The 18,784-nt window shown below is 66.5% G+C and carries 16 protein-coding genes; 3 read left to right on the top strand and 13 right to left on the bottom strand.

Annotated features, from left to right (window positions below):
* Nucleotides 1–176 precede the first annotated feature (176 nt).
* The 9 genes from OHS03_RS32645 to infA all read right to left on the bottom strand — a co-directional run bounded on the left by OHS03_RS32645 (nucleotide 177) and on the right by infA (nucleotide 6,134).
* Nucleotides 177–1,151 carry an AraC-like ligand-binding domain-containing protein gene (locus OHS03_RS32645; RefSeq protein ID WP_328659303.1) on the bottom strand — a complete coding sequence of 325 codons (975 nt, stop codon included), beginning with the start codon at nucleotides 1,149–1,151 and terminating at the stop codon, nucleotides 177–179.
* 305 nt (nucleotides 1,152–1,456) lie between these two features.
* Nucleotides 1,457–2,269, bottom strand: coding sequence for a tRNA pseudouridine(38-40) synthase TruA (truA, locus tag OHS03_RS32640; protein WP_328664512.1), 813 nt, complete (start codon nucleotides 2,267–2,269; stop codon nucleotides 1,457–1,459).
* A 91-nt stretch (nucleotides 2,270–2,360) separates the two neighbouring features.
* Nucleotides 2,361–2,876, bottom strand: a complete 516-nt coding sequence (gene rplQ / locus OHS03_RS32635; RefSeq protein ID WP_056818291.1) for a 50S ribosomal protein L17 — start codon at nucleotides 2,874–2,876, stop codon at nucleotides 2,361–2,363.
* Between the two features lie 21 nt (nucleotides 2,877–2,897).
* Entirely contained in the window at nucleotides 2,898–3,956 is a 1,059-nt protein-coding gene (locus OHS03_RS32630; RefSeq protein WP_056818293.1) for a DNA-directed RNA polymerase subunit alpha, read from the bottom strand.
* 91 nt (nucleotides 3,957–4,047) lie between these two features.
* Nucleotides 4,048–4,653, bottom strand: a complete 606-nt coding sequence (rpsD, locus tag OHS03_RS32625) for a 30S ribosomal protein S4 (protein ID WP_056818294.1) — start codon at nucleotides 4,651–4,653, stop codon at nucleotides 4,048–4,050.
* Nucleotides 4,654–4,677: 24 nt separating this feature from the next.
* Nucleotides 4,678–5,091 (bottom strand): 30S ribosomal protein S11, encoded by a 414-nt coding sequence (gene rpsK, locus OHS03_RS32620; protein WP_019045110.1) that lies wholly within the window; start codon nucleotides 5,089–5,091, stop codon nucleotides 4,678–4,680.
* 9 nt (nucleotides 5,092–5,100) lie between these two features.
* On the bottom strand, nucleotides 5,101–5,472 hold the full coding sequence (gene rpsM / locus OHS03_RS32615; protein WP_056818296.1) for a 30S ribosomal protein S13: 372 nt from the start codon (nucleotides 5,470–5,472) through the stop codon (nucleotides 5,101–5,103).
* Between the two features lie 181 nt (nucleotides 5,473–5,653).
* Nucleotides 5,654–5,767, bottom strand: coding sequence for a 50S ribosomal protein L36 (gene rpmJ, locus OHS03_RS32610; RefSeq protein ID WP_056818299.1), 114 nt, complete (start codon nucleotides 5,765–5,767; stop codon nucleotides 5,654–5,656).
* A 145-nt stretch (nucleotides 5,768–5,912) separates the two neighbouring features.
* The gene (gene infA, locus OHS03_RS32605) at nucleotides 5,913–6,134 is read right to left on the bottom strand and encodes a translation initiation factor IF-1 (protein ID WP_003418601.1); all 222 of its coding nucleotides are present in this window, start codon (nucleotides 6,132–6,134) and stop codon (nucleotides 5,913–5,915) included.
* Nucleotides 6,135–6,454: 320 nt separating this feature from the next.
* Here infA and OHS03_RS32600 point away from each other — a divergent pair, with 320 nt between their 5' ends.
* Nucleotides 6,455–9,577, top strand: coding sequence for a MinD/ParA family ATP-binding protein (locus OHS03_RS32600; RefSeq protein ID WP_328659301.1), 3,123 nt, complete (start codon nucleotides 6,455–6,457; stop codon nucleotides 9,575–9,577).
* Between the two features lie 28 nt (nucleotides 9,578–9,605).
* On the opposite strand, the gene OHS03_RS32595 is transcribed toward OHS03_RS32600, so the two are convergent.
* The gene (locus OHS03_RS32595; protein WP_084503665.1) at nucleotides 9,606–9,998 is read right to left on the bottom strand and encodes a DUF4254 domain-containing protein; all 393 of its coding nucleotides are present in this window, start codon (nucleotides 9,996–9,998) and stop codon (nucleotides 9,606–9,608) included.
* A 281-nt stretch (nucleotides 9,999–10,279) separates the two neighbouring features.
* On the opposite strand from OHS03_RS32595, the gene OHS03_RS32590 reads away from it, so the two are divergent.
* Nucleotides 10,280–11,089: a GntR family transcriptional regulator gene (locus tag OHS03_RS32590; RefSeq protein ID WP_328659298.1), complete on the top strand. Its 810-nt coding sequence runs from the start codon at nucleotides 10,280–10,282 to the stop codon at nucleotides 11,087–11,089.
* Nucleotides 11,086–11,673, top strand: a complete 588-nt coding sequence (locus OHS03_RS32585) for a GNAT family N-acetyltransferase (RefSeq protein WP_328659296.1) — start codon at nucleotides 11,086–11,088, stop codon at nucleotides 11,671–11,673. The genes OHS03_RS32590 and OHS03_RS32585 overlap by 4 nt, the downstream gene beginning before the upstream one ends.
* A gap of 1 nt (nucleotide 11,674) precedes the next feature.
* Here OHS03_RS32585 and eccCa read toward each other — a convergent pair whose 3' ends face one another.
* Genes eccCa through eccD form a run of 3 tightly spaced genes read right to left on the bottom strand, consistent with a single transcriptional unit; the run spans nucleotide 11,675 to nucleotide 18,622 of the window.
* Nucleotides 11,675–15,736 carry a type VII secretion protein EccCa gene (eccCa, locus tag OHS03_RS32580; protein ID WP_328659294.1) on the bottom strand — a complete coding sequence of 1,354 codons (4,062 nt, stop codon included), beginning with the start codon at nucleotides 15,734–15,736 and terminating at the stop codon, nucleotides 11,675–11,677.
* Between the two features lie 7 nt (nucleotides 15,737–15,743).
* A complete protein-coding gene (gene mycP, locus OHS03_RS32575) occupies nucleotides 15,744–17,150 on the bottom strand; it encodes a type VII secretion-associated serine protease mycosin (protein WP_328659292.1) in 1,407 nt (468 codons plus the stop codon).
* Nucleotides 17,147–18,622 carry a type VII secretion integral membrane protein EccD gene (gene eccD, locus OHS03_RS32570; protein ID WP_328659291.1) on the bottom strand — a complete coding sequence of 492 codons (1,476 nt, stop codon included), beginning with the start codon at nucleotides 18,620–18,622 and terminating at the stop codon, nucleotides 17,147–17,149. The genes mycP and eccD overlap by 4 nt, the downstream gene beginning before the upstream one ends.
* Nucleotides 18,623–18,784 lie beyond the last annotated feature (162 nt).

The raw sequence follows: 18,784 nt of genomic DNA, 5'->3' as shown, positions 1-18,784 counted from the left end.
GCCGAGCCTGCCAGATCAACCGTTCAGTTTCCATCTAATGTTTCCGAATGGGATGATTCGTCGATATCGAAAAGTCGTCTAGCACTGCCGATTCCAGCGAATATCCATGACGAGTCTTTCATAGTGAAACCCCCATGTGAGACACATCACCATGCGCCACATGGCCGTTCGGAACCTCAGAAATGGGTGCTGGAACGAGCTACTACTCGGTATTCGCCCGGTGTCATGCCCGTCGCCGTCCGGAACGCACGGTAGAACTGTCGCTCAGTGGCGAATCCCGACGCCGTCGCCACTGCCGCTATCGAATGGAAATCGGGCGCCGCCAGCAACACCTGCGCACGCTCCAAGCGCATTCCGCGCAGTACTCCCCCGAGCCCGCCCTCGAATTCCGCGACCACCCGGTAGAGCGTGCGCCGCGATACCCCGCACGCGTCCGCGATCCGCTCGATTGTCAAGCCGGGGTCGGTGAAGTTGGCGCGCAGATAGTCCAGCACCTGCTGCCCGTTCACGGCCTCGATCTGGGCCCTGCCAGGTTGCCCACCCGACGCGATCGTGGCCGCGGCACCGAGAAGGTCGATCCCGCTACTCGCGAGCACTGCCGCGGATTCCGGATCGACGCGGTGCAACTCGGCGACCTGTCGGAAGAACCTGGCCAGCATCGGCCCGACGCCGCCGTCTCCGATGACCAGCCCAGCAGGCAGTACGTCAGCACGAACCCCCAGATAGTCGACGACCTGCTGACGGGGCACGCGGATGGTGAGGTCCTCGATCATGCCCTCGGAGCGCCAACGAATCGGCTGTGCGGTGTCGTAGAAGATCATCGCGCCCGGCGTCAGCTCGACACGATTTCCCGCGTGCTCTACCTGGGCGCGCCCGGCGAGTACGACGCTACCGATGACATGAAAATCGTCGGCTCTGGCAATATGCCGTCGCGTCCGGCGCAATTCGTGGCCGTCGGCAACCACAGTGCCAACGGCGATATCTCCGAAGTCGGCCGATCTGATTCGACCCTCGAACGGGCGCGCCACGGTGGGTGAGATCGACACTTCGGTGAGCGCGCGGGTGACCAACTGTTCCCAGTGCTCGAACGCATCCGACGCCGCGATCTGCGCGGTCGAGCAGATCTCGGGAAAACCCTCGAATGCTGTCATCGTCGGATTCCGCTATTCCACCGCGACTATCGAGACGCAAGCATCTGATACGACCGCTTCCCGTTCATCGAATGAGGCCGGGGAGGCTTCCATAGTCCGCACCTATTTCTATCGCCGTACCAACACTCGAGAGAAACCTAGCACCGTCACCGAAAAACACACCGCCAACGTGCGCGGGCCCCCCGCAATCGGGTAGTGCCACAAGGGAGTTGCGCAATTATCAGGCTGTCGACATCATGTCGAAGTGATATAGAATCACCATTCGAATTGTCGAGTGTCACAAATTTAGTGAACCGACACAGGGGTCAGTCGCCACAGCAACCTTCATCGGGTACCGGCACCGTTCTGGTTTCCCGGGTTTGGATGTTGCGCGCGGCGAGCTCGGCGTCGGCGGGGTAGTCGACGGCGATGAGGCTCAGGCCGTGGGCGGGGGCGACCGTGACCGAGCTGGATCGTTCGGTTTCGGCGAGAAGGGTTTTGGTCCATTCAGGGGTGCGGCGGCCTTCACCGACCGCGAGGACGGCGCCGACGAGGCTGCGGACCATCGACCAGCAGAAGGCGTCGGCGCTCACGTAGGCGGTGAGCAGGTCGCCGTCGCGTTCCCAGTCGAAGCGCTGGAGTTCGCGGATGGTGGTGGCGCCCTCGCGTCGGCGGCAGAACGCGGCGAAGTTGTGCAGGCCCAACAGGTTTTGTGAAGCCGCGCGCATGGCATCGAGGTCGACGCCTGGCTTGCACGGCACCACACCGCGTGCCCGCAACGGCTGCGCGCCGTAGGGGGCGGTGGTGAGCCGGTAGGCGTAGTGGCGGCGCATCGCGGAGAAGCGGGCGTCGAATTCGGCGGGAGCGATGCGGATTTCGGTGATCCGCACGTCCTTGGGCAGGAACTTGGCCATGCGGTACAGCAACTTGTCGGCGTCGAATTCGGACTCCGTGTCGAAGTGCGCGACCTGCCCCTCGGCGTGCACGCCCGCGTCGGTGCGCCCGGCGACCGTCAGCTGCAGCGGCTCACGCAGCACCTTCGACAGCGACTCCTCGAGCACACCCTGCACCGTGCGCAACCCCGGCTGGCGTGCCCAGCCGGTGAAATCGGTGCCGTCGTAACTGATCCCGAGCCGCACCCGAGTCATGCCATCCTCCTGATTTCGCGCACGGAAAAGAACCGAGCCCGCCACCCACGAAGGGTGACGGGCTCGGCAGAACTCCTGGGAATCAGGCGTCCTTCTTGTCCTCGGTGGCCTCGTCGGCGGCCGGGGCATCAGCCACGGTCTCGTCGGCGACGGTCTCGTCGACGACCTCAGCGGCCGGAGCCTCTTCGGTCTTCTGCGAAGCGGCGACACGACGGGCCCGATCGGCCTCGTTGGTCACGGTCTTCTCGCGGACGAGCTCGATGATGGCCATCGGCGCGTTGTCACCCTTGCGCGGCAGCGCCTTGGTGATACGCGTGTAGCCACCCTCGCGACCCTCGAACGAGGGGCCGATGTCGGCGAACAGGACGTGGACGACGTCCTTGTTGCGGATGTCCTTCATGACCTCACGACGGTCGGCAAGGCTGCCGGCCTTCGCCTTGGTGATGATCTTCTCGGCGTAGGGACGCACCGCCTTGGCCTTGGCCTCGGTGGTCGTGATCCGACCGTGCTCGAAAAGCGCCGTGGCCAGGTTGGCGAAAATCGCCTTCTGGTGCGACGCCGAGCCGCCGAACCGGCGGCCCTTCTTGGGCTTGGGCATTGTGGGTTTCTCCTGGGCGTATTAAAGCTGTTCGGTTTCGGCGTAGTCCTGCTCGCCGCCGTCGGTATCACTGAACGTGCCGCTGTCGCTCCACGTTCCGGTGCTCGCGTCGTAACCCACCACGGAGGACGGGTCGAACGACGCCGGGCTGTCCTTGAGCGAGAGGCCGAGCGTGTGCAGCTTGACCTTCACCTCGTCGATGGACTTCTGGCCGAAGTTACGGATGTCGAGCAGGTCCGACTCGGTGCGGGCAACGAGCTCGCCCACCGTGTGCACACCCTCGCGCTTGAGGCAGTTGTAGGACCGGACGGTGAGGTCCAGATCCTCGATCGGCAGACCGAACGAGGCGATGTGATCTGCCTCGGCCGGGCTGGGGCCGATCTCGATGCCCTCGGCTTCGACGTTGAGCTCACGGGCCAGGCCGAAGAGCTCGACCAGGGTCTTACCCGCCGAAGCGAGCGCGTCCCGGGCCGTGATGGAGTTCTTGGTCTCCACGTCGAGGATGAGACGGTCGAAGTCGGTGCGCTGCTCGACACGGGTGGCCTCGACCTTGTAGGTCACCTTGAGCACCGGGGAGTAGATCGAATCCACCGGGATCCGGCCGATTTCCGCGCCGGTCGCCTTGTTCTGCACGGCGGGCACGTAACCGCGACCCCGCTCGACGACGAGCTCGATCTCGAGCTTGCCCTTGTCGTTCAGGGTGGCGATGTGCATGTCCGGGTTGTGCACGATGACGCCGGCGGGCGGGACGATGTCACCGGCGGTGACGGTGCCCGGGCCCTGCTTACGCACGTACATGGTGACCGGCTCGTCCTCTTCGGAGGACACGACCAGGCCCTTGAGGTTCAGGATGATGTCGGTGACATCTTCCTTCACGCCGGGAACGGTGGTGAACTCGTGCAGGACGCCGTCGATGCGGATGCTCGTGACCGCGGCCCCCGGGATGGAGGACAGCAGGGTACGACGCAGCGAGTTGCCGAGGGTGTAACCGAAGCCCGGCTCGAGGGGTTCGATGGTGAACTTCGAGCGGTTCTCCGCCACAACCTCTTCGGTCAGTGTCGGACGCTGGGAAATCAGCATGAGGATCTACTTCCTGTTCAGGGCATCCGCTATTTGATGCCTCGTCAGTGATTGCGGGGGCCGCTGTGTGAGCAGCCCCCACCAAAAGCGCTTACTTCGAGTAGTACTCGACGATGAGCTGTTCCTGCAGCGGCACATCGATCTGCGCGCGCTCGGGCAGCTGGTGCACCAGGATGCGCAGGCGGCCGGGGACGACCTGCAGCCAACCGGGGACCGGACGGTCGCCGACGGTCTCGCGAGCCACCTGGAACGGCAGCGTCGGGAGCGACTTCTCCTTGACATCGATGATGTCGTACTGGGAGACCTGGAAGCTGGGGACGTTCACGTTCACGCCGTTGACGATGAAGTGACCGTGGCTGACCAGCTGACGGGCCTGACGACGGGTACGAGCCAGACCGGCGCGGTACACGACGTTGTCCAGACGAGCCTCGAGCAGACGGAGCAGGTTGTCGCCGGTCTTACCCTTGAGGCGGTTGGCCTCTTCGTAGTAACGACGGAACTGCTTCTCCATGACGCCGTACGAGAAGCGAGCCTTCTGCTTCTCCTGCAGCTGCATGAGGTACTCGGATTCCTTGATCCGCGCGCGGCCGTGCTGGCCGGGCGGGTAAGGACGACGCTCGAACGCCTGGTCGCCTCCGACGAGGTCGACGCGCAGACGACGCGACTTGCGGGTGATGGGGCCTGTATAACGTGCCATTTTGAGCTTTTTCCTTTCCCGCTATTAGACGCGACGCCGCTTGGGCGGACGGCAGCCGTTGTGCGGCTGCGGAGTGACATCGGAGATCGAGCCCACTTCCAGGCCTGCGGCCTGCAGCGAACGGATCGCGGTCTCGCGGCCCGAACCCGGGCCCTTCACGAACACGTCGACCTTCTTGACGCCGTTCTCCTGCGCCTTGCGGGCAGCGTTCTCGGCAGCGAGCTGCGCGGCGAACGGGGTGCTCTTACGCGAACCCTTGAAACCGACGTGACCCGACGACGCCCACGAGATGACATTGCCCTCGGGGTCGGTGATCGAGACGATGGTGTTGTTGAACGTGCTCTTGATGTGCGCGTGGCCGTGCGGGATGTTCTTCTTATCCCGGCGACGCGACTTCTGAGTCTTCTTCGGGCCAGCGGCCCGGCTCTTCGGAGGCATACGCTATCCCTACTTCTTCTTGCCGGCGACGGTCTTCTTCGGACCCTTGCGCGTACGCGCGTTGGTCTTGGTGCGCTGACCACGAACGGGCAGGCCACGACGGTGGCGGATGCCCTGGTAGCAGCCGATCTCGATCTTGCGACGAATATCGGCCTGAACCTCGCGGCGCAGGTCACCTTCGACCTTGTAGTCCGTGCCTTCGATGAAGTCGCGGAGCTTCGACAGGTCGTCGTCGCTGAGATCCTTGGAGCGCAGGTCCGGGCTGACGCCCGTCTCGGCCAGGATCTGGGCGGCGCGGGTGCGCCCGATTCCGAAAATGTAGGTCAGCGCGATCTCCATGCGCTTTTCGCGCGGGAGATCAACGCCCATCAGACGTGCCATGTGGCAGGTTCCTTAATGGTTGCGGAGGTCTGCTCCCCGTCCGTCCCCCCGTCTTCCACAGTGGTGGGGGCACCGGCCTCCGTGCCGGTGGATGGCGCGCACACGTACGTACGCGCTGGAACTGGGAGTGCTTCTTTCGGTCAGTCCGATCAGACGATCGGTGCCCGGTGGTGAGGCTGAATCAGCCCTGACGCTGCTTGTGGCGCAGGTTGTCGCAGATCACCATGACCCGACCGTGACGGCGGATCACCTTGCACTTCTCGCAGATCTTCTTGACGCTCGGATTAACCTTCACGTCAGTCCAATCTTCTATTGGTCCACACAGGTGGTGTGAACACAGTTTTTCCCCAGCCAGAAGACTGGGGAAGTCTGGTGTGCGTCCCGTTGCCGGGACACTGTGCGACGCCGCGCGCCGGTAGGGCTCGCGACGCCGTCAGGCATCACTTGTAGCGGTAGACAATCCGGCCGCGTGAGAGGTCGTACGGCGACAGCTCGACGACCACGCGGTCTTCCGGAAGGATACGAATGTAGTGCTGCCGCATCTTTCCGCTGATGTGCGCGAGAACCTTGTGACCGTTCTCGAGCTCGATCCGGAACATCGCATTGGGCAGCGGCTCGACAACTCGACCCTCGACCTCGATGGCCCCGTCTTTCTTCGCCATATCCTCCGCGATCCCGGTTACGCTCAACCTGAGTTTGGATTACCTCGTGCTGTTCACTCGCAAGGGCCGACAACGAACGGTCGGCATGCATGCGAACAGTCGGCGCATAGGTGCACCGCCGCTCAAGCTTACCGGGCCGGGCGGCCAGAGGCAAAAGTGCCCCGAACCGTACACCTCGACCGGGCCTCGCGCTGAGCTATCAACGGGCCGATCCGGAGCTACGAGGCGGCCACCACCGCGTTGGGGTTGTCGCGTAAACTCTCCGACGTCGGAGAAGTGGGTCGATCAGATCGGGGGACCCTGGTGAGCGAGGCGTGCCGGTGAGCCGCAACAACGACAGCCTCCCCATGCTGCCGCCGTGGCTGTCGGAGAGCGACGTCACGCAGGTCGGGTACGAGGCTCCGGTCGAGAACCTGCCCCAGGACGACGAGATCGACGAGGCACCCAAACGCCGCCGCTTCATGAGCCGCGGTGACGATGCTCCGCGGAAGGACAAGGGCAGGCGCCGCCGTAAGGACCGCGAGTCCGAGGAAGAAGCCCCCGCCCAGCAGCACTCCGCGCGCCCAACCGAGCCTGTCGACCAGCGACGCCCAGCCGAGCCGACCCATCAGTCCAGCTGGTCCGCTCAGCCGCCCGCGAACCCACTGATCCCAGGCCCGTCGCACCAGCAGCCCACCTACGACCAGCCGCCACACCAGCAGTCCGGCTATCCCGGCGAGCAACAGCCGCCCCAGGGGCAGGCCCCGTTCCAGCAGCCGATCCCGTATCAGCAGGCGGGGCGATACCAGCAGCCCGACCAGCAGGCTGTGCCCGAGCAGCCGAATGTCGGCAGGCAGCCCACACCGGACCGCCTGACGGCGCCGACCAGCGCACCGCCGTCATCGATCGATCCAGCACCGCGGCCGGACGCCCATGGTCCGTCGTCCGCCCCTGGTCCGTCGGCAGCGGATCCGGCGCCGTGGGCCGCCGGCCAGGCGTCGACGCCCAGTCCGGCCCCATGGCAGACGGGTCAGCCGACGGCGGATCCCGCACCGTCTTCCGCCGCCGCGCCCCCGCCGATCCCGCCCGCGCCGTCGCCCACCAGCGGGCCTGCTCACGCAGGCCCGGCAACAGCCGCACCGACCACCGAGGCAGCGGATCACGCCGCGAACGCACTCCCGACGCGTACGCCGGCGCCACCGTCGACCGGCTTCACCCCGCTGGGGCCGAACCAGCGGCCCGATCTCCCACCGCCCCCTCCCCTGCCCGACCCGCCCGCACGGCCGACCCAGGCCCCACCACGCCTGACCGTCCCGCCGACCGCCGCCGAATCGCGGCCGGTCACCGCGGACCGCGAAGTCGCGCAGGCAGGCCCCGCCACCTCCGCACCGGCGACGCCTGGTGAAGAAGGCGGGCAACCCACCACCCAGTCGACCTCCGCGCGCAGCGAGGCCGAGCAGGCCACACCGCCTCGCCCGGCCACAGAAGTGCCCGAATCATCGACGGCGACAACACCGGCTTCCCCCGCGGAGTCGGCTGAATCGCAGACGACCGGTGCGCGTCACACGGCCGGATGGTCGATGTCCGACGAGCAAGCACCCGCGAACACCACTGTCGCCGCCGACAGCGCCGCGCAACCGAGCGTGGTCGAACCACAGCCGGAAACCGCACCGCAGCAACACGCAGCGCAGACACCGCCGATCTCGCCGCCCGAAGCCTCCTCGGACGCCGGGCATTCGGATGCCCGATCCCCGTACCCCGCAGGCGAATCCGCACCACAGCACGGGTCGCCTTACAGCTCCGGCGAGTCCGTGGCTCCGCAACGGCCGACGGGAACCGAGCAGCGGTCGCCGTACGCGACGGGCGAGAACGCGCGACCCACGACTTATCCTCCGACGCAATACAACTCCGTGCCCGGCGATCCCACGCCTGCCGTGCCGGCGCATGCGCCGGATGGGCGGACCGAGGTCATCCGGTCCGATGATCCCCGGCTGCAGAATCGTGTGCCGAGTGCCGAGCACGGGCAGCCGAACCGGCAGAGTGGTGCGCAAACCGGTTATCGCTCGGGTGAATTCGTGCAAGCGGCCGACGCCGCGTCGCCGTATCCCCGTCCCGACGGCACCCCGGCCCAGCACCAGCAGCCCGATGGTCTGCCCACGTACGGACCCGACGGCGTCGCCCAGCGACCCGACGGCGCGACACCGCAGTATCGACCCGAAGCGGCTCCCGCCCAGCAGTATCAACAGCCGAATCAGGGTGCGCCGCAACAGTTCCCGGCACCGCCGTACCTGCCCGATGGCCCTCCCGCGCCGTACCAGCAGCAGCCCAATGGCCCAGCCCAGCAGTTCCACCCCGACGGCACGCCTGCCCAGCAGTACAACCAGCCCAACGGCCCCCAGTACCAGCCCGACGGCACCCCGGCGCAGCAGTACCAACAGCCCAACGCGGCCCCGCAGCAGTACCAGCAGCCGGGCAACTACCAGCAGGGCCAGCAACCGCCCTATGGCCAACCAGGTTGGGGCGCACAGCCACAGGGCTACCAGCCCTCGCTCGACGACGTCCCGGTCAAGCGCGCGAAGAAGGCACCTGGCAGCGGTTGGCGCAAGGCCGTGCACCATGTGTCCGGCGGTGCGATCAACCCCGGTATGTCCGCGGAGGAACTGCGTCTGCAGGAACTCGTTGCGCGCATTCGCCAACCTGTGCGCGGCGACTACCGCATCGCGGTGCTCTCGCTGAAGGGTGGTGTCGGCAAGACGACCACCACTACCGGCCTCGGCTCGATCTTCGCCTCGATCCGCGGCGATCGAGTCATCGCCGTCGACGCCAACCCCGACTTCGGCACCCTGTCGCAGCGCGTGGCCATCCAGACCCGCTCGACGGTGCGCGACCTGCTCCTCGACCCGGCGATCCAGCGCTACTCCGACGTCCGCAGGCACACCTCCCAGGGCTCGAGCCGCCTGGAAGTCCTTGCCAGCGAGCGTGATCCGGCCGCGTCGGAAGCGTTCAACGATGAGGAATACCGGGCCGTAGCCCGCATCCTGCAGCGCTTCTACAACATCATCCTCACCGACTGCGGCACCGGCTTGATGCACTCGGCGATGAGCGGCGTCCTCGACCTCGCCCACTCGCTCGTGCTGATCTCCTCGGCCGCCATCGACGGCGCCCGCAGCGCCGCCGCGACCCTGGACTGGCTGTCGCTGCACGGCCACGACCACCTGGTTCGCAACGCCGTCGTCGTCATCAACCTGCCGCGTGAGGGCTCACCCAACGTCGGCGTCCAACAGCTACGCCAGTACTTCCTCTCCCGCTGCCGCGCCGTCCACATCATCCCCTTCGACGAGCACCTCTCCGAGGGCGCCGAAATCGACCTGCACCGCCTGCACAAGACCACCAAGCGCGCCTACGTCGAATTGGCGGCGACGGTGGCCGACGAGTTCAGCGTGCACCACCACCGCCTCGGCTGACACGCACGACGAACCACGCACCGTCAGGTCACCACTCCGGCAACCGCCTGCGCCCGGCCAGCACGTCGCGCACCAGATCGTCGTAGGCATCGGCCAGTTCGGCCAGGTGGTGCCATGCGCTGTGCAGCATCTCGTCGTTGGCGGCCAGCGTCATGAGGGCATGATGGGCTCGCACAGAAGCCTCGGCCATGCGGTCGATGACCGAACCGACGGTCTCGGTGTGCAGCGACGCGCCGAGGCGATGCTGCGGTACTCCTCGCAGCACCCAGTCGTCGATCGCCAGCACCAGTTCGCTACGGCGACAGTCTATTTCGCGGAGGACCACCGGATCGGTGTCGACCCGTCCACCGCGCCCGACGACACGTTTCTCGTGCAGCACGGCCAGATCACGCGCGAACCACAACAGCGGTCCACCGACCACCCGATGTCCGCGACACGCCCGAACGAGAATGTCGGAGAGGGGTAACAGACCGGTAGCTACCGGGAGCCCGGCGGTATCGACACTCCGCACTGTGTCGGGGAAAGCCATTACAACTGTCGAACTCTCCGAACCAGCCACGTTGCCTCGCCGTCATCGCCGCAGAGCACCGGATCAGGACGTTCATTACAATAAACCTCGCAAGCTTTCTGTCAAGCATTACTCGGCCGTAGGTAACCGATACGAGTACACTTCGTTACCTGCACGACCTACCGAGGAGCATGATGGCGGACGGTCCGACCTATCTCCGGATCGCGAACCTCCTCCGCGAGGAGATCCGCGCGGGCACATGGAAACCGGGCGACCGGTTACCCAGCCACTCCGAGCTCGCCGATCAGATGCAGGTCTCGATCACCACATCACGCAATGCGATTCAGGTGCTGGTCGCTGAAAATCTGGTCTACACAGCGACTTCCCGCGGCACCATCGTGCGAAACCAGGAAGTACTGGAATCGGTGGTCACCGACCACATCCGTCGCGATCGGCCCCAGTCCTCACACGACATCTTCGAGGAGATCGCGCGCGCGGCCAACCGCGAACCGTCCAAGCAGTTCAGCACCAGGATCGAACCGGCGAACACCGAAGTCGCGCGCTGGCTGGGCGTTGCCGCCGACTCCTGGGTACTGGCCCGCACAGTGGTGCAGTACCTCGACAACGAACCGTGGTCGTGGGAGGTGAGCTTCTATCCCCGCGACCTCGCCGAAGCCGCGGGCATCGACTCCCCCCACGACATCCCCGAGGGCACCACCCGCCGCCTGGCCGACCGCGGCTACGGCGAGACCGCCCACCGCGACACCGTGCTGGCCCGCGCCGCCACCGCCGAGGAAGCTGCGGTCCTCGGCGTCGCCACCGGCACCGTCCTGCTCGACCACCTGCGCATCGGCGCCAACCACGAACGCGTCACCCGCGCCACCCGGCACCGCTCTCTGGCAGGCCGCAACCAGCTGGCCTACCAGCTCGGCGACACCACGGGCACCGACATCATCGCCCGCACCCTCGGCATCGCACCCCGGTTGGCCGTCGCGCTGCCATGACGGTGCGCCTGCGCCCGGCCACCCTGGGCGACCTGCCGCTGATCTGCCGCCTGCGCGTGCAGCGCACGTCGTGGCTGACCGCACGCGGGTCGGATCAGTGGACGGTCGCGGGACGCGGGCGGCCGATCGAGATCTTCGCCGGGGCGGTCGGGCGGGCGCTGGATCGGGGGGAGACGTGGATCGCGGAGGTGGACGGTGAGCCGGCGGGGACGATCACGGTCAATCATCGGGCCGATCCGGGTTTGTGGTCGGCGTGGGAGCTGGCCGAGTCGGTGATCGTGCATTTCATGATCGTCGATCTGCGGTTCGCGGGTCTGCGGGTCGGTGATCACCTGCTCGCGCAGGCCGCCACGCTGGCCGATGAGGCGCAGCGGCCGTGGGTTCGTCTCGACGCCTGGACCACCAACACCGGGCTCCACGACTACTACCGCCGTGCGGGGTTCGCGCTGGCCAGAATCGCGGGTCCGGTTGCCGCCGGCCCGTCCAAGGCGCTGTTCGAACGACAGACCTGCACCTGGCCGGCCCTTCTGCCGCCGAGGTTCACCGCGCAGCGGAGATTCTCGGCGGCTTCGGTCCGGGACTGAATCACAGTTCCGGGAGGTCGGCGATATGCACCATCTCGATACCCTGACTGCGCGAGATCAGCGTGCCGCGCCCCGGCGGCATCTTGCTCGGGCGGACCTCACCGATGAGCTTTCCTTCGTCGCGTGAACCACTCATGATCAGCGTCTGCACCGACATGTTCTTCATGCCACCGAGGATCGGGTCGTAGAGGGCGCGGGAGGCGCCACCGATCCGCCGGGCGACGACGAGGTGTAGACCGATGTCACGAGCCTGCGGCAGGTACTCCAGCAGTGGCGCGAAGGGGTTCATCGAGCCCGTCACGACCATGTCGTAATCGTCTACGACGACATAGATCTCGGGGCCGGTCCACCAACTGCGTTCGCGCAACTGCTGCTGGGTGATATCGGCGCCGGGGATGCGCTTGGACAGGTAGCCTGCGACTTCGGAGATCATCGGCCCACAGGTCTGTGACGAGGTGGAGTAGCCGGCGAGTTGGTCGCCGTCGAGAACGCCGAGCATCGTTCGCCGGTAGTCGATGAGGATGACCCGCGCCTCGTCCGCGGTCGACTGCTCGGCGATGCCCATCACGATATTGCGCAGCAGCGTGGTCTTACCGCATTCGACATCGGCGAACGCCATGAAGTGCGCCTCGGTACCGAAATCCAGTACCAGCGGCTGCAATTCGGACTCGCCCAAACCGACGACGACCCGGTGGCGATCCAGGGCGATACCCGCCTCGCGCGCGGCCGTCATCACCTGCTCGCGGGGGAACCGCAGCGGCAGCATGCGCACCTCGGGCGCGCGGCGGCCCGGGTAGAGCTGCTCGAGCTCCGTTCTGGCCGCGATGGCGCCGTCGGCCAGGGTCTGCGGATCCGAGTCGGAGTCCAATCGGGGCAACGCGATCAGCATGTGCAGCTGATCCGGTGTCATACCGCGACCGGGCCTGCCCACCGGCACCTGATGTGCGGTGCGCCTGCCCATCTCCGAATCCGAGGGATCGCCGAGGCGCAATTCGAGGCGGGTACCGATCTGGTCCTTGACCACCGGACGGATCTCGGCCCACCGTGACGCGCCGATGATGAGGTGGATGCCGAAGGACAGGCCCTGGGCCGCGATCGCGTTGATCGAACCTTCGAGCATGTCGAATTCCTCGCGGATCACCGTCCAGCCGTCGATCACGAGGAAGACATCGCCGAAGCGATCCTCGGCCAGCCGCGGGTCACCACCGTCGTATCCGTGTCCGCCGAACTTGCGGCGCCGGAACTCGGCCATCGATTCGATACCGAGTTCGGCGAAGCGCTCTTCACGTTGACGCATGAGAGTGGTGAGCTCGGCGATGGTTCGGCGTACCCGATCGCCGTCGAGTCGTCCGGCCACCGAACCGACGTGCGGCACACCGGAAAGACCCGCCATGCTGCCGCCACCGAAGTCGAGGCAGTAGAACTGCACCTGTTCAGGGGTGTGGGTAGCCGCGGCGGCCATGACAATCGTGCGCAGTGTCGTCGACTTGCCCGACTGCGGGCCGCCGACGACCGCGATATTGCCCTGTGCGCCCGCCAGATTTGTGGTCAGCACGTCACGACGCTGCTCGTAGGGCTTGTCGATGACACCGATAGGCATCCACAGCTGGCCATGGCGGTTCACCGGCGAACGCCAGTCCGGATCGGGCAACAGCATGTCGACAGTGGGCGATTCCTCCAGCGGCGGCAGCCACACTTCGTGGGCCGGCCGTCCGTGTCCGGTGAGACGCTTCACGACTACGTCGAGCAGACTGTCGGGGATGCCCTCCTCGCCGCTCGGTGGGGTACCCGCGGCCGAAGGCGGTGGCGGCAGTTCGAGCCGAGGATCGAGTCCGACCGGTGCGTCGTCCTCATCCGGCTCGATTTCCGGTCGCGCCGGTGCCTCCACCGGTCCCGCGGTGAACACGGCGGGACGCTGGCCGAACACCGGACTTCCGTCCTCGGCGACCACGCCGCCCTTCGGCGCCTCGTACGATCCGGAGACATAGCTCGCAGTGAACCGAAGCGGCTCGGAAGCATCGCTTTTCAGGTAGCCGGCACCGGGCACGCTCGGTAGATGGTATGCGTCGGTGATACCGAGTACGGCGCGGGATTCGTTGGCCGAGAAGGTACGCAGACCGATCCGATAGGACAGATGCGATTCGAGGCCACGCAGCTTGTTCTCTTCCAACCGCTGCGAGGCCAGCAGCAGATGCACGTGCAGCGATCGCCCCAGTCGACCGATCATCACGAACAGTTCGGCGAAATCCGGTTTCTGCGAGAGCAGTTCGGAGAACTCGTCGACCACGACGAACATCGCCGGTAGTGGATCGAGCGGAACGCCTGCGGCGCGCGCCTTCTCGTAGTCGGTGACGTTGGCGTAGTTGCCCGCCGAACGCAGCAGTTCCTGGCGGCGGTTCATCTCACCTGCCAGCGCGTCCTTCATCCTGTCGACCAGCGACAGCTCGTCCTCGAGGTTGGTGATGACCGCCGCGACGTGCGGTAGCGAATCGAGGCCGAGGAAGGTGGCGCCACCCTTGAAGTCGACGAGCACTAGGTTCAGCGCGTCCGGCGAGTGCGTGGTCACCATCGAAAGCACCAGGGTGCGAAGGAATTCCGACTTACCCGAACCGGTCGCCCCGATGCACAGGCCGTGCGGGCCCATCCCGTTCTCGGCCGATTCCTTGATGTCGATCTCGACCGGATTACCGTCGGGGGTGATACCGATCGGCACCCGCAAACGCTCGCGAGCGGTGCGCGGACGCCACACCCTCGACGGATCGATCTGCGCCGCATCGGGAATCTTGAGCAACGCCATCAGACCGGGGTCCGCGGTGCTGCCCTCCCCCAGGCTGACGATCTGCGCAGCGGTGGCCAGCCGGTATCGAGCCAGCGAACGGGCCAGGGATTCGGATTCGGCGACGCTCACGGTGTCGGCGGTGGCGAACTTCTCGACACCGGACGCGCTGCGTGCCGAGACCTCGCCCGCCGCAGCGACCAGTTGCAGACCGCGCCGGGCGGCCAGTCCGTTCTCCGGTGCGGTGAGATCGAGGACGGTCACCGAATCGAGGCCGGATTCGCTGATCAGTCGTTCGCTGCCACTGACGTAACCGTCGTCGATGATCACGACCAGATGCAACCTGCCCTGCGTGGGCTGTGGATTACGCATGAAGCGACCGCGTTCCATCAGCTCAGAACCCAATGCCGTCTCCAGCTCACCGAGCGAGGTGTACATCATCCTGGCCGAACCCATACCGTCACGCTGGTTCGGATGTTGCAGGTGTGGAAGCCATTTCGCCCATGCCCACGGGCCGTCGGGGTCGGCGCAGACGATGGCGACAGCCAGATGATCGGGACCGTGGAACGTGACGAGCTCCATGAGCATCGAGCGCACCAGCATCCGCGCATCCTCTTGTGGGCCCGCAATATTGATGGCGGGAAACGCGCGCAAGGAGACAGCGGTCGGCAGCTCGTGCACCACGGAGTGGGTACGTACGAAACGACGCAATGCCACGGTCGACACCGGCTCTAGGTCCTCGAGCGGACCGGTCTCCGGGCGGGCCAGCTTGGTGGCGAGTCGATGGCTACCGACACCTACGCGGACGTGCCCGAAATCGGGGTCGTTCGGCCTGCGTTCCCACATCCGGCGGCCACCGATCAACGACGGCAGATCGGCGGGCTCCGGATGGCTCCACCCCAGGGTCTCCAACTGCTTACCGCCGGTGCGGCGCACGTCTTTTCGGACCTGGTCGAGGTAGCGGAAGTAGTCTTTGCGCTCTTCGTTGAGTTCGACGGCGCGCTTGCCGCCGCCCCCGCGCATGCCCGTCATCATGCCCGCCATCGACATGATCATCATCATCGGGAACATCATCGACATCGGGTTGGCCAGCAGATTGCGGCCCATGGTCGCCATCATCGCGATCATGCCGACCACGGCCACGATCATGACCACCGGCATGATCTTCATCATCAGCGGCGCGGGCAGTGCGCGTGGCACCTCGGGCGGCGCGGTGAGCGCCACCTCGCCACCCGGCGCGCGCGGTGGCGCGATCCGTGGACGACGGACGAATCCTTCGGTAGCCATGGTTCCTTCAATCGAGATCGAGGTCGAGGGCGGCACGTTTTCGCCGGAACGGATAGGCGAGTCCGAGCCCGATAGCCAGGCCACCGAGCGCGACGGTAGCGCCGATCACGGCGATCCGCCGGGCGCGCGGATCGGGTCCGGGTGGCAGCACGGGAGCCGCGACCGGATGCGGTACATCGGCGCCACGCGCGATCGGCTGATCCGGTAGCTGGGCGGTCAGCGCGGCGAGCGGATCGATCAGGCCGTGCCCGATGCCGTCGTCGCGTCCGTTGCCCGGAGCGTGCGCGGTGCGGGTGATCCGGTCCATCACCTGCTGGGCGTTGAGCTCGGGGAAGCGCGAACGCACCAGTGCCGCAAGGCCTGCCACGTAGGGTGCGGCGAAACTTGTTCCTTCGATGGGCCGAACGCCCTCGTTGGTCTGCACGCCGTCGATCAGACCGACGCCACCCGGTTTGCTGTCCAAGGACACGATGTCGCGACCGATGGCGGCAACGCTGACCCACGGACCACGCAGCGACAACTCCGACGCCTTACCGTCGGCGTCCACCGATCCGACGGTGAGCACATAGGGCGTGAACCAGGCGGGACTGGCGATCGTACTGACCGACGACCAGCCCGGAATCTTGTTCTGCTCCTTGCACGCTCCGTCGGTCTGCACATTGCCCGCTGCCGCGACGACCACGACATTGCGCTCGTAGGCGAACTTCACCGCCGCCCCGAGCGAGGCGTCGGCACTGCCCGCACCTGCTGTGCTGCACGCGACCTCGGAGATGTTGATGACCGTGGCGCCCATCTCGACGGCCCGCACGACGGCGGCGGCGAGGGTGAGCACACTGCCGTACCCGTCGTTGCTGATCTCGCCCGGCGCCTGCCCGCCCTGTTTGTTCACGGCCTCGAAGGTGAGGCTGAGCTGCCGGATGGACAGGATCTGCGCCTCGGGAGCCACCCCGACGAAGGCATCGTCTTGGCTCGGCGTCGCGCCGATGATGCCCGCGACCAGCGTGCCGTGCCCATCACAGTCCTCGGTTCCGTCGGACCCGGAGACGTAGTCGCCGCCCGCTTCCAGACCGGGCAATCGCGGGTGCCGCTGAACACCGGTATCGATCACGGCGACCTTCTGGCCCGCGCCACGGCTGAATTTCCATGCCGAGGGCAGGTCCAAGACGTGTTGAGAGATCGGCGGTTCCGATGGCGGCGATCCGGTCAGCAAGGGTTCACTGCACAGCGCCGACGGCTCGGTCGGCTCCAGCGGGGCGGGGCGGCCGCTGAGCGCCAGCGCCGCGCCGAGCGCGCCCGGATCGATCTGCGGCGGCGCGACGGCGACTGCCGGTCCACCGAGGTTCAGCGCGGCGCCGAGAACCGTGGTGGCACACGCCAATCGCAGGACTCGTCGACCGAAATTGCTGCGGCTCATATGTTCCGGGCCATGGAGTACACCCCCATGATCCACAGCACGAGCGGAATCAAGGAGATGATGAGGATGTACTCGAAGATCTCGATGGCTCGCCTGGTCACCGGGGTGACTTCGATCTTCGGACCGATCACGCCGAAGCCGACCGTGCCCGCGGCGAAGGCGAGCAGGATGCCGATCGCGATGAGCTCGGTGTCGGTGTCACCCATGGCTATTCCGACGATCAGGGCGACGAATGCCGCGCAACCGCCTGCGATCAGCGTGGCCGCCTGAGTGAGGTCGGCGAAGGAGCGACCGCGCAGGCACAGGATGATGGCGGTCGCGACGGCGAGCACAACGCCCTGCCAGCGGGCCGAACCGAGCGGATCGGCGGCGCCGTAGGCGCCGAAGGCGGCGATGATCGCGCACGCGATGATCAGCCCCGACTGGTACTGGTTGGCGGCCCGCGCACGCTCGCCGAGGCCGCTGGCCGATGGCAGTGCCGTCGCACCGATCGCGCCGATGCCCTCGATGGTCGGACGCGGCTCGTGATCGGCCGGGTCGATCGCCGCGCCCGCGGTGGGTACCGGCGGGACCGGCAGCCGGGCGAGCAGCGCGGCGATGCGCGGAACCATCGACAGGATCGCGATTCCCGACACCAGCAGTCCCGCCGAGATCTTGGGCAAGGCGGGATGCCAGACGAGGTAGACCCCGCCGACGACGCAGGCGACGATGCCGAGCGACGCCGCGGCGGTGAACAGCGTCACCCCGCTAGCAGTCACCCGATAGCCGACGATCGCGGCGACGATCGTCACCGCGGCGCCGAGCAGCAGACTCGGACCACCGAGCGGTCCCGGCACGAACAGCGCCGCGCCGCCGAACAACAACAGCACTGCGTCCAGCGACAACCAGTCAGCGGTCACGAAGTCCTGATACTTGCGTGAGGAGATGCCCGCGACCGCGAGGGCGAGAATCCCGAGTCCGCTCAGCGCGAAGGCCGGGACGAGCGGATCGCCGTGACCACGCGAGATCGCCAGCAGCACCAGCGCGGTCACCACCGTGAGTGTGGAGGCGACCGAGCCCAGCCAGCGGGCGGCCGTTCCGGTCCATCCGTGGAACTCTTCGGTGGTCAGCCGCGAGACCGCGTCGATCACGTCGTCGAACAGCGCGGGCGCTTCCTTGGCCGAAACCGAACGCAGCACCAGCAATTCGCCGTCGTAGACCTCGGCCTCGGTGAGGGTACGACTCGGTGCGATGGCATCGCGACCCAGTCTGGCCAGCGTCCAGTGCTTGGACTGCACGGCAGCCGTGTCCTCGTCGGCCTCGGTGGGATCGGGGTTGCGCGAGTTGATCAACTCGACCAGGTCACCGATGAAGCCTGCGATCGGAACGGTGGCGGGCAGACCGACGTCCACCTGGGTGTTCCCGCCGATCACCGATACCCGACACAGATCGGGCTCGATGTTGCGTGTGCTTGCCGACGGTGCGTCAATCACGGGGTTCGCCCCCTGCCAACGACGTGCCGATCATCCGTTCGAACCCGAAACACCGCACCCGGCGGAACACCCCCTGAGTGAACAACTCTCGCACCAGCCAAGAACTCTCACACGTAGAAGACACTTGCGTTGCAACCTCTCGGCAGCTGAACCTAATGTAAC

This window comes from Nocardia salmonicida (assembly GCF_036142455.1).
In the GTDB taxonomy this organism is placed as follows: Bacteria; Actinomycetota; Actinomycetes; order Mycobacteriales; family Mycobacteriaceae; genus Nocardia; species Nocardia salmonicida.
The sequence above is the reverse complement of the archived record's forward strand: the minus strand, read 5'-3'. Positions and strand labels throughout refer to the sequence as shown.

Coding starts and splice junctions, on each gene's coding strand:
- OHS03_RS32645 (WP_328659303.1), bottom strand. CDS start 1,151: ATGACAGCATTCGAGGGTTTTCCCGAGATCTGCTCGACCGCGCAGATC.
- rplQ (WP_056818291.1), bottom strand. CDS start 2,876: ATGCCCAAGCCCAAGAAGGGCCGCCGGTTCGGCGGCTCGGCGTCGCAC.
- OHS03_RS32630 (WP_056818293.1), bottom strand. CDS start 3,956: ATGCTGATTTCCCAGCGTCCGACACTGACCGAAGAGGTTGTGGCGGAG.
- rpsD (WP_056818294.1), bottom strand. CDS start 4,653: ATGGCACGTTATACAGGCCCCATCACCCGCAAGTCGCGTCGTCTGCGC.
- rpsK (WP_019045110.1), bottom strand. CDS start 5,091: ATGCCTCCGAAGAGCCGGGCCGCTGGCCCGAAGAAGACTCAGAAGTCG.
- rpsM (WP_056818296.1), bottom strand. CDS start 5,472: ATGGCACGTCTGATGGGCGTTGATCTCCCGCGCGAAAAGCGCATGGAG.
- infA (WP_003418601.1), bottom strand. CDS start 6,134: ATGGCGAAGAAAGACGGGGCCATCGAGGTCGAGGGTCGAGTTGTCGAG.
- OHS03_RS32590 (WP_328659298.1), top strand. CDS start 10,280: ATGGCGGACGGTCCGACCTATCTCCGGATCGCGAACCTCCTCCGCGAG.
- OHS03_RS32585 (WP_328659296.1), top strand. CDS start 11,086: ATGACGGTGCGCCTGCGCCCGGCCACCCTGGGCGACCTGCCGCTGATC.
- eccCa (WP_328659294.1), bottom strand. CDS start 15,736: ATGGCTACCGAAGGATTCGTCCGTCGTCCACGGATCGCGCCACCGCGC.
- mycP (WP_328659292.1), bottom strand. CDS start 17,150: ATGAGCCGCAGCAATTTCGGTCGACGAGTCCTGCGATTGGCGTGTGCC.